We start from the raw sequence: 12,254 nt of genomic DNA on the forward strand, positions 1-12,254 counted from the left end.
TCCTGTCGAGTGATCGTGCCAGCCGGCGCTGACCGGGCACTGACACACGACCGCGGTGACCGGCGCGCCCCTGCGCCGAACGGATTCAGACCAGCTGGAGAGCCGGCGTGAGCGCCCTCTCGTCCAGGTGCGGCGCGTGCGAGAGGATCGCGTGCTCCAGGCGCTTCAGCGCGGGAGAGGGTTCGATTCCCAGTTCCTCGGAGAGGTTCTGCCACATCAGGCGGTAGAAGCCCAGCGCGTCCGCCTGCCGCCCGGAGCGGTAGAGCGCGATCATCAGCTGCTCGCAGAAGCGCTCGCGCAACGGGTGGTTGCGGTGGGCGTCCTGGAGCTCGGGGAGGATCGCGGCGTGCCGGCCCAGCCGCAGCTCCGCGTCGAAGCAGAGCTCCATCGCCCGCATCCGGTGCTCCTCGTACCGGGCCCGGGCCAGCTGGCAGGCCGGGCCGCCGGTGAAGCCGCCGAACACCGGTCCCCGCCACATGGCCAGCGCGTCGCGCAGCAGCGCCGCGGTGGCCCCCGCATCCGTCTGGGCGAGGGCCTCGGCCTGGCGCACCGCCTTGATGAACTCGACGGCGTCCAGCACCGCGTCCCGCAGGCAGAGCCGGTACCCGGACGGATGGATGGTCAGGCGGGCCCCCGGGCAGTCGGGCTCCAGGGCCTTCAACTTCCGTCGCAGTCGGCTGACATGCGCCTGCAGTGCGTTCGACTCGTTGTCCGGGAGGGCGTCACCCCACATCTCGTCGATCAGGCTCTCGCCCGAGATGGACTGGCCCTCGTTGACGAGCAGGGTCAGGACGAGCGTGCGCTGGAGGGCACCGGAGATCTCGGCGGCCCCCAGGGGGGTTCTGATCTCCAGGGCTCCGAGGATGGAAAAACTCAGCATGCTGCCCCCTTGGCTCTTCATCAAACAGACGATGTCTGGCCTGGTTCGCGTCACGCCACCCTGTGGCCGGTACGGCCCCGCTGCGGTCCGCGGGGGTCGCCGGCCATGGCGCTCGGCGCCGGGAGGCCGAGCGGAGGCCTCACACCCCCACTCGCATCATGGCGGATACATTCTCCCGGGAAGGTATTACGGAAAGTCAGATCGGTGCAATACGAAGCGAGTTGACTCCAGCAGCGTTCGAGCGGGTGGTGCCCGGCGCAGGGCGGGAGCCCTCGGCACCGTCGCCCGGCCCGCGGGCCGGCGTACGGGACGTCACGGACCCCAGGTCAGGTCGTCGGGGGACGCGGAGGTGGACGGGGCGGGGGCGGTGGCCTGCCCGCCGGCGACCGTCCCGGCGGAGGCGGACGCCCCGCCGATCACCATCGGAGCGCAGACCAGAATGAGAGCGGCGAGAATTCCGGTCGCGTATATCTTGGCGTTTCGGAACGTGCTCATAGTGGGCCTCCTTTGTGGGATTGAATGACGGCAGCGACTGCGTGGAGGAGTCATTGGCGGGACGAATATTCACCGCCCGATTTGACTGGTCCCCCTTGCCGATGGCTCTACTGTGGCGGACCCCGGGAAGCGATGGAAGAGATCTCCAATGGACGGAACCTGCAGTGGCATAAGCCGTCCAGCACGGCCATCCCCGGGCCGACCGCCGCGTGCATGAATCCGCTGGTCACCGGCCACGCCATGGCACCGTCAAGCTATGTCCCGAACCGTCCTCGGCGCCACCCCCGGCCCGTTCCGGCCCAGCGGATCCGTGCCCCTCGGCAAATACCGGACAGCCGTTCATACGGCGCGAACAGAAAGGCGGATCGCACTCTTCTCCCGAGCCGGAACACGACAGCCCGCCGGCGGTCGAAGAGACGTGGGCGGGCACGCCCGTCCGGCCGCCGGCGGGCTGCGCGGGCGGTCACCGGCGGGCTGTGCGGGCGGTCACCGGCACGCCGCGGACGCCCGGGAGGCGGGGGCGGACACGGGTGCCGGGTGACGCGGGATCCGGGGTACTACCGGGTGCTGGGCAGCCAGCCGTCCTGAACGGCGTGGACGCCGGCCTCGAAGCGGCTGCGGGCCTCCAGCCGGGTCATCAGGTCCGCCGCGATCCGACGGGCGGTGCGCGGGGAGATGCCCAGCCGCTTGGCGATCGCCTCGTCGGTGAGCCCCTGGGTGAGCAGCCGGAGCACCACGGCCTCCTGGCGCGGCAGCCCCTCGATGTCGCGCGAGGGCGCGACCCCGAGGGGGGTCGCGGCGTCCCAGATGTTCTCGAAGAGCGCGCACAGGGCCGCGACGGTGCCCTGGCCGCGCAGCAGCACTGCTCCGATGCGCGCGTCGTTGGTGTCGATGGGCAGCAGGGCGTGCCTGCGATCCATGATGATCATGCGCACCGGCAGCGCGGGAGCCACCCGCACCTGGCCGCCCCGGTGGTTGAGCCAGGCCACGTGATCGAGCGTCGGCTTGTCGTTGCGAATGCTCTCCAGATAGATCGTCCGCATGCGAACGCCACGTTCGAGCAGGGCCGCATTGGGACCGCGGCTGGCCTCGAGGTCCGCCACCGGATGAGCGCCGCCGGGCGCGAGGGTCATCACCTCCTGCTCGATGGTCCGGCCGATCTGGCCAAGACGCTCCCGGATGGCGTTGGGACCGACCAGGTGCTCGGAGTCGGTGTCTCCCGAGGGGGTCGGCAGTGCGGAACACTCGGCGATGAGCTGGGCCGCGGCGGCCCGGGACGCCTCGACGCGCATCTGCTGGGCCGCCAGATCCACGTGTTGCCGGGCCAGCAGGAGTTCCATGGCCATCTCCGGCCGAATCGCGCGGAAACCGATGTGCTCATCTGGCGACGGCTGGATCAGGGCCAGCACGCTGAGTTGGTCGAGGCTGCTGCGAATCTCACTTTCCGTGAGCTGCAACCGTGCCGCCAGAGCGGCCACACCCTCGCTTGGATGGGCCAGCATCGCGCGATACACCAGCTCAGCATGCCGATCGATGCCCAACGACTCGAGCACTTCGCCTCCCCCTACCCTTCGCGTAACGAAACACTAGCTTTTTTTTAGCATGCACCTGCCCGAGTTGGACGCTTTCTGCAATGACCTAAACCGTCCACCATGACTGCTTGTGGAGTGGATTGTCATGGATCCACGATCGGGACATGTACCTTGTTCACGTCCAGCTCCGACCTCCCGCAGGGCGGCGGCTGCCTGATCACGTCGCGGGGCTCGTGGCCGGCTGTATAGCCCCCGACGAGGCGGTGGAGCACGTCACCTTCCATCCGGAGGCGGTCGGCGGCCCGGTGGTGGGGCTATTCCTCTTATCGGCTCGTCTCGACGAAGCCGAGCAGACGGCATCGGCCGTCTGCGAGCGCGCCATCGCGACCTGTCCCGAACTGCGGGGATGCCTCATCCTGCGCAGCGAGGTTCCACTGCTCGAAGATCCCGTGACAGGAGGACGTCTGCCCATAACCGATCCGGATTGCCAAGATCCCTCCCCACCGTTCTAAGGGTCCGATCCGGATGGCCGACCTGCGTATTTGTCAGGTGCATGATCCGAATCGGGCTGGTCGCCCGCCCTGCGTCCGCACCACGGCGCGGGGCTTTACTGTTGCCCGCTAATGCTCCCGCACCACCCCGCCACTTGACACCACGGCGTCCTTATGCGGCCACCGTGGGCATGCCTATCCCATGACAACGATCATTATCGTAGTGAATCACGATGGCGCCGTCACTCCGCTGTCACGCCCACCGGGCAGCGTGTGCAGGCCTGCTGAGTACGAGTCAGATGAGGCGCCTGTGCCGCGCGTTGCGTGAGGCCTGCGACCGCTCCGCACCAGGGCCGAAAACGCAGAACCGCCCGAAGGGCGGTGAACCCTCGGGCGGTTGGCGCACCGTCACCTCCGCGGACGCGCCGCGGACGCGAGGCGGTCCCGGCACCGACGGACGGCGTGGCGGAGAAGGCAGGATTCGAACCTGCGCGGGCAACCTGACGTCACCCGACCGGGCCAGGGCCCGGCCCCCGATCAACCACTCCGGGCACCTCTCCGTGTTCCCGGCCCGGTTTCCCGCGCCGTTCACGAGAACAACTCTGGCAGCCTCTTCTGACGCCCAACTGACGTTCCTCTGACGCGAATTCGAGAGTGAATTCAACCCTTCCCTGAAATGGCCGCCTGTGCTCTACTCTCACCGACATCCACCCTTCGCGAGAGGATGCGATTCCATGTCCCTGACGGCTACCGCCGATCCGATTCTCGCAGCAGTGCGGCAGCACACCCAGGCCGAGAATCCCAGCTCATTCCTGGCGCTCAACAGCGGAAACAGCGCGTTCACGGTGCCCGGCCGTGACGGCGTCATCGTCTACCGGCGCACCGGCCGGCACGTGGTGCAGTTCGGCGGACCGTTCGCCGCGCCGGACGACTACGAGGCCCTCGCCGAGCACTTCATCGACCATGTGCGTGAGCAGGAACTGCGCCTGGTCGGCGTGCAGTTGCAGCGGCACGACGCCGAGCGCTACGCGCGCCGCGGCTTCACCGTGAACCAGGTCGGCGCCTCCTGGGCGGTCCGGATCCCCGACCACACGCTGCGCGGCTCGCGCTTCATGCAACTGCGCAACAAGATCTCGCGCGCCCTGCGCAACGGGCTCCAGATCAGCGAGGTGCCGGCCGAGGAGTGGGCCGACGGCATCCGCACGATCGACGGCGCCTGGCTGGCCTCCAAGGGCGGGGCGAGCCAACTGGAGTTCCTGGTGGGCCAGATCGGCGGCGAGGCGCAGGCGCAGCGCCGGCTCTTCGTCGGCACCATCGACGGCGCCCCGGTCGCCTACATCTCCTACTCCCCGGTCTACGGCGACCGGGCCGGCTGGATGCACGACCTCAGCCGGCGACTGCCGGAGGGCTCGCCGGGCCTGATGGAGGCCATCAACGCGCACGCCACCGAGGTCTTCCGCAGCGAGGGCGTGGAGTGGCTGCACTTCGGCTTCACCCCGTTCACCGGCCTGGACGCCGGCTACGAGATCGAGGGGTACAGCCCCGCGTTCCAGTGGCTGATGCACGCCCTGTGGGCCGAGGGCGCGGCCCTGTACCCGGCTCAGACCCAGCTGAACTACAAGCAGAAGTGGGCCCCGGACCTGACCATCCCCGAGTACGTCGCCTTCGACGGGCAGGCGTCCCTGGCCTCCTTCGCGCACATCTTCCGGGCCTGCGGGGCGTTCTAGTCCACCCGGTCCGCTCCACCCGGTCCGCCAACTTACGCAGAGGAGCCCGACATGTCCGAGGACCAGACCCCGGCCGCCGCGGCGGCCGACCCGATCGAGACCCTCCAGCACGCCATGGTCGAGGGGCTCATGGGCGTCATCGGTGCACCCGACGACGCCGACGTCGCCGCCGCCGGCGACGAGATCGTCCGCAAGCTCGACACCGCACTGCGCGCCACCGCGGAAGCCGCCTGACGCTCCGTCAGTTCGCAGGCCGGCCGCGCTGATCAGTCGAGCGTCAGAGCCACATCAGGCCGACCGAGAACCCTGTTCGCTGAGTCCGCTCGACGTCCGGCCGGGGCGGCACCCCTGTGCGCCGCCCCGGCCGGCCCGATCTCCCGGGCGCTGCGGCGCAGCACGACCAGCCGCTGCGCGCCGCGGCACCGCCAGCCGGCTCCTCGCCGCGCCGCTCGTCCATCCGCGCTCCCGGGTGCGGCACCGCAGCCGCCTGCCGGCGGCTCCATCTCGCAAGGAGAGCATCCATGCAGCCTCAGCCTGTCCAGACCCGAACACGCGCGGCGGGGCCGGGGTCCCCGGCCGCAGCGCCGCCGCGCGCCGGCGCGTCCGCCACGTTCTCCGAGTTGCTCGCCCGCGTCAAGGCCGAAGGGCTGATGGACCTCGACCAGGGGTACTACGTGCGGCGGCTGATCCTCAACACCGGCCTGATCGTGGCCGGCCTGGCCGCGTTCTTCCTCATCGGCGACTCCTGGTGGCAGCTGGTCGTCGCCCTGTGGATGGGCCTGTGCGGCGGCCAGTCGGCCTTCATGTGGCACGAGGCCGGCCACAAGGCCATGTTCCACAACAAGAAGGTCTCCTCGGTCGTCGGCTACTTCCACGCCAACCTGGTCAACGGCGTCAGCTACGGCTGGTGGGTCAACCACCACAACCGCCACCACAGCAACCCCAACCACCTCGACATGGACCCGGACATCGGGCGCCGCACCGCGATCTTCGACATCAAGCAGTACCGGACCCGGACCGGTGTGCAGCGCTTCATCGTGCGCTACCAGAGCGTGCTGTTCTTCGTGCTGCTGGTGCTGGAGTCGTTCAAGATGAACCGCACCGCCTTCCAGTCCATCGCCCAGGGCAAGACCAAGCGGCCGGTGCTGGAGACCGTCCTGCTGGTGGCCCGCGCGGTCTGCTACCTGGCCTGCGTCTTCACCGTGCTGAGCCCGGTGCTCGCGGTCGCCTTCATCCTGGTGCAGTACGCCGTGCTGGGCGTCTACTTCGGCATGATCTTCGCGCCCAACCACAAGGGCATGGAGGTGCGCGACGGCGAGGCGGAGACCCTCGACTGGCTGGCCCGCCAGGTGCTGACCTCCCGCAACATCCGGCCCTCGTGGCTCATCGACTTCCTCTACGGCGGTCTCAACTACCAGATCGAGCACCACCTCTTCCCCGCCATGCCGCAGAACCACCTGGGACGGGCCCGGGTGCTCACCCGCGAGTACTGCGCGGAGCGCGGCATGCCGTACCACGAGGTCGGCTTCTGGGCCTCGTACCGCGAGGTGGCCTCGTTCCTGCACGAGGTCAGCGCCCCCGTGCGCAGCGGGGAGGCGGACGCGGCCCTGCGGCAGGCGGCCTGAGCCGCGCTCCCCCACCCCCACCCCTCCCTCCCGAGTGCCCCGACTCCCGAGTGCCCCACCACTCCCGAGTTCCCCCAACTCCCGCTGTACCGCGAGCCGTCGTTCGTCCCGGTCTCCGGGCCGAAGAGCCCGGGACCGTCCTGCGGTCCCGGGCGATCTGCTTCCCAGGAGTCGTTCACCATGTCCCAGACCCTCACCGGCCCCCGCCTCTCCCCCGGCCCCTCCCCGGCCTCGATCGGTGCCCGGCTGGACCGGATGCCGATCGGCCCGGTCCACCGCCGGCTCACCGCCGCGATCGGCGCCGGGCTGCTCTTCGACACCTTCGAGAACAACCTCTCCGGCACCATCGGCAAGGTGCTCCAGCACAAGTTCGCGATGGACGCCACCACCCTGAAGTTCGTGCTGGCCTCGGCGTTCATCGGCCAGTTCCTCGGCTCGCTGGTGGTCGGCCGACTCGCCGACCGGTTCGGCAGACGCCGGGCCTTCCTGTTCAACCTCGCGCTCTACTCCGGCTTCTCGCTGCTGGGCGCCTTCTCGCCGAACGCCACCTGGCTGATCGCCACCCGGTTCGTGGCCGGCATCGGCATCGGATCCGAACAGGCGCTGGCCGACTGCTACTTGGCCGACGTCCTACCGGCCTCCCGGCGCGGGCGGTTCATCGCCTGGGCCTACACCCTGGCCTACTGCGGGGTGCCCGCGGTGGGCTTCGCGGCGCTGTGGCTGGTGCCGCTGTCGCCACTGGGCCTGGCCGGCTGGCGCTGGCTCTTCGTGATCAGCTCGCTCGGCTCCGCCGTGGTCTGGGTGCTGCGCCGCAACCTGATCGAGTCGCCCCGCTGGCTGGCCGCGCGCGGCCGGGTCGCCGAGGCCGAGGCGCTGGTCGCCGTGATGGAGGCCGGGCAGGCTGGTGGGCGGCCCACCGCGGCCGTCGCCGAGGCGCCGGCGGCGGTGGCTCCCGCGCAACGGGTCCGCGGCGCCTTCGATCCGGGGCTGCGGCGCCGCACCGTGATGCTGTGGATCCTGTGCACCCTCTCGGTGGTCGGCTACTACGGCTTCGGCACCCTGGTGCCCGAGATCCTCGCGGCCAAGGGCTACGGCATCGTGGCGGGCCTCGGCTTCACCGCCCTGTGCTTCCTCGGCTACCCGGTGGGCTCCGTGCTCGCGGTGCCGATCGTCGAGCGGATGGAACGGCGCACCCTGCTGGTGCTGGCGGCCACCGCGATGGCGGTGGCGGGGCTCGGCTTCGGGGTGGCCGGCTCGCCGGTGCTCATCGTCCTGCTGGGCTTCGGCTACACGCTGTGCAGCAACGTCTTCTCCAGCGTCTCGCACGTCTACCTCTCCGAGCAGTACCCGACCGAGATCCGCGGCGGCGCCTCCGGGGCCGCGTACTCGCTCTCCAAGCTCGCCGCGGGCTCGCTGCCGTTCGTCCTGCTGCCGGTCCTGCAGCACGACGGCGCCGACGCCCTCTTCGCCGTCATCGCGGCCACCACGGTGGTCATGGTCGTCGCCGTGCTGAGCCTGGGCGGGCGCACCACCGGCGTCTCGGTCGACCGCGTCCTCTCCGAGTGACTCCCCACCCACGAAAGGGACTTCCCATGACGGCGAACACCACAGCCCCCGGTTCGGTGACCGCATGAGCGGCCTGCTCGCGGGCAAGCGCCTGCTGATCACCGGTGTGGTCACCGAGTCCTCCATCGCCTACCAGGCCGCCCGGATCGCCCAGGACGAGGGGGCAGAGGTGGTGCTCACCGGCTTCGGCCGGCTCAGTCTGGTCGAACGGATGGCGCAGCGCCTGCCCAAACCCGCGCCCGTGCTGGAGCTCGACGTCACCGACCAGGCGCACCTGGACTCCCTGGCCGACCGGGTGCGCGAACTGACCGGCGACGACGGACACCTCGACGGCGTGCTGCACTCGATCGCCTTCGGCCCGGCCGGCGCCTTCGACTTCCTCACCGGCACCTGGGAGGACGTCGGCACCGCCGTGCACGTGTCGGCCTACTCGCTGAAGTCCCTGGCGGTCGCCTGCCTGCCGCTCATGGAGCGCGGCGGCGCCCTGGTCGGCCTCACCTTCGACGCCCAGGTCGCCTGGCCGCGCTACGACTGGATGGGCGTGGCCAAGGCGGCCCTGGAGTCCACCAACCGCTACCTGGCCCGCGACCTGGGCGGCCGCGGCATCCGCTGCAACCTGGTGGCGGCCGGCCCGATCCGCTCGATGGCCGCCAAGTCCATCCCCGGCTTCGCCGACCTGGCCGACGGCTGGGACGCCCGCGCCCCGCTCGGCTGGGACCAGACGGACCCCGCCCCGACCGCCCGCACCACGGTGGCGCTGATGTCGGACTTCTTCGCCGCCACGACGGGCGAGATCGTCCACGTCGACGGCGGCGTCCACGCGATGGGGGTGTAGGGCGGATATCTGCAGGTTCTGCGAGCCCGCTCGCCCCAGGAAGCCGGTCGCCCTGCCGGACCGCACATCGGTCCGGCAGGGCGACCCAGCGCGGTCATTGCTCGATCAGAGCAGGTCGCGCACCATCACCGCGTAGCGGGGCGAGTCGGGGAACGGTTGGCGATCGCCAACCTTCCGGTAGCCCCACGATTCGTACAGGGTTTGGACCTTCGGGTGATCCGGATCGACCAGCAACACTGCCAACGCTTCTTCCCGGCTCCCCATCAGCGCTTCGTGCAGTTGCTCGGACACCCCGGTCTTGCGCCACCTCGGGCGCACCATCAGTTCGGAGAACGCGAACGTCGAGTCCCTTTCCGGTGCGGGTACGACGTGCTCTCGCCACCACTCCCGGCCGGTCTTCGCCGGCGCGCCGTAGGCGAACCCGACCGGTTCGCCGGTGTCGAACCCGACCACGCACGCGAAGCCGTCCAGGCCCGACCAGTGATCCACGAACCAGGGGAACCGCTGCACGAACGGGTCGTCCATCTGGTCCGCGTAGGCGTCCGCGTGGACGCCGAGCAGCAGGTCTCGGAAGTCCTCCGGCAGCTCGCCGTGGCGGTAGTGCCGTAGCTCGATCACGATCGGCTCCATTCGGTACGGAAGCGGTCCGCCCACTCTCGCGCAGCGGGTGCGGTCACCGCCAGGCTCAACAGATCGCGGTAGAAGTCCCCGAGCAGCGTCCGAATCCGGGCGGGGATCGGCGCGTCCGTCATCAGGTCGAACACCGAGCCGGCCGTGGCGGTCGCGTGCTCGGCGTCGCCTTGGTGGAGCTGCGCGAGCGCCAGTCGCGCGGTGGCCAGCGCCCGGTTGCGGCGGAACCGCTCCGGCAACGTCGCCAACGCCCGGTGCGATGCCCATTCGGCCTGCTCGGCATCACCGAGCCGGTCCCGGGCAATCGCCGTCAGCGCGTGCAACTCGGCCGGTCCGTAGAACGCCATCCAGGTCGGTCGCGGCTGGTCGACGGCGCGACCGAGGGCATCGGCGGCGAGCCCGAGCGACCGCAGCGCGCCCTGACGGTCATCGGAATTCGCCAGTCCCACCGCTGTGCGGGCATGCGCGAGCGACGCGAAAAGTGGATCCTGGCGGGTGATCCCCGTCCGCTGAGCGGCACGCCCGGCTGCCACCGCGTCCCCGTGGCGGCGCTCCTGGTTCGCCAGGATCGCGATCGAGTTCCACACCCGTAGCTGCGCGGTCGAGTCCTGCGCGAGGCCGGCCAGCGTCGCACACCGGTCGAGATGCTGCCGGGCCCGGTCGGGTTCCCGCGCGTCGATGCACGACCAGGCCGCGAGTGCCGTGAAGTCGGCCGCGACACTGAACAGGCGTCGCCGCACACGTTCGCTGGCAGTGCTGTTCTGCTGCATGTCGATCACCTGTCGGGCGCCCGCAAGCGCAGCGCATTCGAGCGTCGCGTGTCCGCCCTGATGGTCGTCCAGGGCATCCAGTGCCTGGAGACCGGCGCGCATCCGGCCGACGTCAGAGAGGCCGACGGTGTGGCGGATGGCGAGCATCGGGGCAGCGACCGCTGCTGCGGTGGTCGGCCCGGCCGTGATGAAGGTACGGCGCCGCACTGATTCCTCCGAGAGCGACACGGAGCGTTGGCCCCGCGGGGTGAAGCCGAGCTGTTCGGCCGTGCAGTCGAATACTGCCTCCAAGCCTGCTCGTTGACGCGTTGGGCCAGCCGGTCTTGCCGGCCACCCAGTTGTGCACCGTGCGTTCGGTACAGGACCCGTACCGACCTGTCAGGGCCTCGGTGTGGGTGTTGATCCTGTGGGCCAACTCGGCATGACTGATTCCGAGTTCGGCAATGGCCTGGCGGAGTGCGGCATTGTCACCCATAAGCGCACGGTAGTGCCATCGTTACTCTCGGCGCAGCCGCTCGGGTAAAGAGCATGCCAAAATTTCCTGCCCGAGCCAGCAGGATCGTCGCACTTCTTCCTTACCCGTCGGTCCCTGACGGTCGTTCACTGGTTGAGCCGCCCGACGCGACCAGCCGTTTCGCGCAGTGCTGTCGGGAAGCCACCGGGCGGCGTCCCTCCTACTGCCCCGACGAGAGGCGCCGATATGTCCACCGCGACTCCAGTGACGCTCCCCTCCACGCTGCCGCGTACGGTCGACGTGGTGATCTACACGCCCGCCGCAGAGCTGGACGGCGGTGTGCTCACTGCCTACTGCCGGAGCTACGCCGACGAGCGTCAGTGGACCGTCGTTGCGGAGATCACCGACCCCGCCGACCCTGACACCGGCCTGGGTGGCCCCCTCGGCGACCGGCTCGGATGGGCCCGCGTGCTGTCGCTGCTCGCCGACGGCAGAGCGGCCGGGGTCATCACCTGGACGCGCCGGGGGATCACGCCCGACAGTTCCGCATATGAGGCGCTGTGCGCGGCACTGCGGGCCCGTGGAACGTTCCTCGTCGTGGGCGGCCACCTCGCTAGTGCCCGGCTCTACCCGAAACAGACCGAGCCCGCCCTCGAACGGACGGGGGCGACCTCGTGACGATCGCCGCGCTTCCCACGCCCCTCACATTTGACGTGGTCGCAGGCATTACCGATCCCTCCGGCAAGACGCCGGTACAGGCCGCCCGCGACCGCATCGCCGACACCGCAACGGGGTGGGGCGTCCCGCTGTCCCGGGCCGCGCTCGCTGATGTCCGGCTGTGCGCTTCGGAGATCATCACGAACGCGCTGATCCACGCCGCCGGTCACTGCACGGTGTCGGTCACTTGGACTGGCGAACACCTGCGGGTCGATGTCACCGATCGGTCCATCCGAGTGCCGGTCCTCACGTCCTCCGACACGAGCGCAAGGTCGGGCCGCGGGCTCGCCCTCGTCGAAGCGCTGGCCCACTCCTGGGGCTGGGAGCCGAAGCAACGCGGGAAGGTGGTCCACTTCCTGGTCGCCGCCGACGCCGCTATCGCCGGCGAGCCCCGCTTATCCGTGCTCCTCCACACCGCGCGCGCCCGCGCCGAGCCCGTACCGGCGTAACCCTCAGTCTCCGTCGCGCAGCGACGCGGCGGCGAGCACCACCCTTGCACCACCGGTCCGTTCAGCGGAAGGAGCACCACAGT

Annotated in this window: 13 protein-coding genes and 1 tRNA gene; 8 read left to right on the top strand and 6 right to left on the bottom strand. The window is 70.1% G+C overall.

All coding sequences use genetic code 11. The annotated features are described in order from the left end of the window. Positions 1 to 85 precede the first annotated feature (85 nt). From OG294_RS19830 to OG294_RS19840, 3 genes are all read right to left on the bottom strand, one after another. Complete coding sequence (locus OG294_RS19830) at positions 86 to 880, bottom strand: AfsR/SARP family transcriptional regulator (RefSeq protein ID WP_327067849.1); 795 nt, start codon at positions 878 to 880, stop codon at positions 86 to 88. Positions 881 to 1,192: 312 nt separating this feature from the next. Then, a complete protein-coding gene (locus OG294_RS19835) occupies positions 1,193 to 1,375 on the bottom strand; it encodes a hypothetical protein (protein ID WP_327067850.1) in 183 nt (60 codons plus the stop codon). Positions 1,376 to 1,932: 557 nt separating this feature from the next. Beyond that, entirely contained in the window at positions 1,933 to 2,928 is a 996-nt protein-coding gene (locus tag OG294_RS19840) for a helix-turn-helix transcriptional regulator (RefSeq protein WP_327067851.1), read from the bottom strand. A 143-nt stretch (positions 2,929 to 3,071) separates the two neighbouring features. On the opposite strand from OG294_RS19840, the gene OG294_RS19845 reads away from it, so the two are divergent. Further along, positions 3,072 to 3,419: a hypothetical protein gene (locus OG294_RS19845; RefSeq protein WP_327067852.1), complete on the top strand. Its 348-nt coding sequence runs from the start codon at positions 3,072 to 3,074 to the stop codon at positions 3,417 to 3,419. Positions 3,420 to 3,861: 442 nt separating this feature from the next. Here OG294_RS19845 and OG294_RS19850 read toward each other — a convergent pair. Continuing rightward, positions 3,862 to 3,958 (bottom strand) — tRNA-Gln (locus OG294_RS19850). A 174-nt stretch (positions 3,959 to 4,132) separates the two neighbouring features. Between OG294_RS19850 and OG294_RS19855 the strand changes: the two genes are divergently transcribed. The 5 genes from OG294_RS19855 (at position 4,133) to fabI (ending at position 9,151) form a co-directional block, all read left to right on the top strand. Beyond that, complete coding sequence (locus OG294_RS19855) at positions 4,133 to 5,125, top strand: DUF2156 domain-containing protein (protein WP_327067853.1); 993 nt, start codon at positions 4,133 to 4,135, stop codon at positions 5,123 to 5,125. 51 nt (positions 5,126 to 5,176) lie between these two features. Further along, positions 5,177 to 5,359 carry a hypothetical protein gene (locus OG294_RS19860; RefSeq protein WP_327067854.1) on the top strand — a complete coding sequence of 61 codons (183 nt, stop codon included), beginning with the start codon at positions 5,177 to 5,179 and terminating at the stop codon, positions 5,357 to 5,359. Positions 5,360 to 5,646: 287 nt separating this feature from the next. Further along, entirely contained in the window at positions 5,647 to 6,750 is a 1,104-nt protein-coding gene (locus OG294_RS19865; protein WP_327067855.1) for a fatty acid desaturase family protein, read from the top strand. A gap of 180 nt (positions 6,751 to 6,930) precedes the next feature. Further along, positions 6,931 to 8,316: an MFS transporter gene (locus tag OG294_RS19870; protein WP_327067856.1), complete on the top strand. Its 1,386-nt coding sequence runs from the start codon at positions 6,931 to 6,933 to the stop codon at positions 8,314 to 8,316. Between the two features lie 64 nt (positions 8,317 to 8,380). Beyond that, positions 8,381 to 9,151: an enoyl-ACP reductase FabI gene (fabI, locus tag OG294_RS19875; protein ID WP_327067857.1), complete on the top strand. Its 771-nt coding sequence runs from the start codon at positions 8,381 to 8,383 to the stop codon at positions 9,149 to 9,151. 105 nt (positions 9,152 to 9,256) lie between these two features. On the opposite strand, the gene OG294_RS19880 is transcribed toward fabI, so the two are convergent. Next, positions 9,257 to 9,781 (bottom strand): GNAT family N-acetyltransferase, encoded by a 525-nt coding sequence (locus OG294_RS19880; RefSeq protein WP_327067858.1) that lies wholly within the window; start codon positions 9,779 to 9,781, stop codon positions 9,257 to 9,259. After that, positions 9,766 to 10,842, bottom strand: coding sequence for a hypothetical protein (locus tag OG294_RS19885; RefSeq protein ID WP_327067859.1), 1,077 nt, complete (start codon positions 10,840 to 10,842; stop codon positions 9,766 to 9,768). Before OG294_RS19885 ends, OG294_RS19880 begins: the two co-directional genes overlap by 16 nt. A 466-nt stretch (positions 10,843 to 11,308) precedes the next feature. On the opposite strand from OG294_RS19885, the gene OG294_RS19890 reads away from it, so the two are divergent. Together OG294_RS19890 and OG294_RS19895 are read left to right on the top strand one after the other, a co-directional pair. Then, entirely contained in the window at positions 11,309 to 11,683 is a 375-nt protein-coding gene (locus tag OG294_RS19890) for a hypothetical protein (RefSeq protein WP_327067860.1), read from the top strand. Beyond that, on the top strand, positions 11,680 to 12,171 hold the full coding sequence (locus OG294_RS19895; RefSeq protein ID WP_327067861.1) for an ATP-binding protein: 492 nt from the start codon (positions 11,680 to 11,682) through the stop codon (positions 12,169 to 12,171). Before OG294_RS19890 ends, OG294_RS19895 begins: the two co-directional genes overlap by 4 nt. Positions 12,172 to 12,254 lie beyond the last annotated feature (83 nt).

Origin of the sequence: Kitasatospora sp. NBC_01302 (assembly GCF_035976515.1) — a bacterium.
Taxonomy (GTDB): Bacteria; Actinomycetota; Actinomycetes; order Streptomycetales; family Streptomycetaceae; genus Kitasatospora.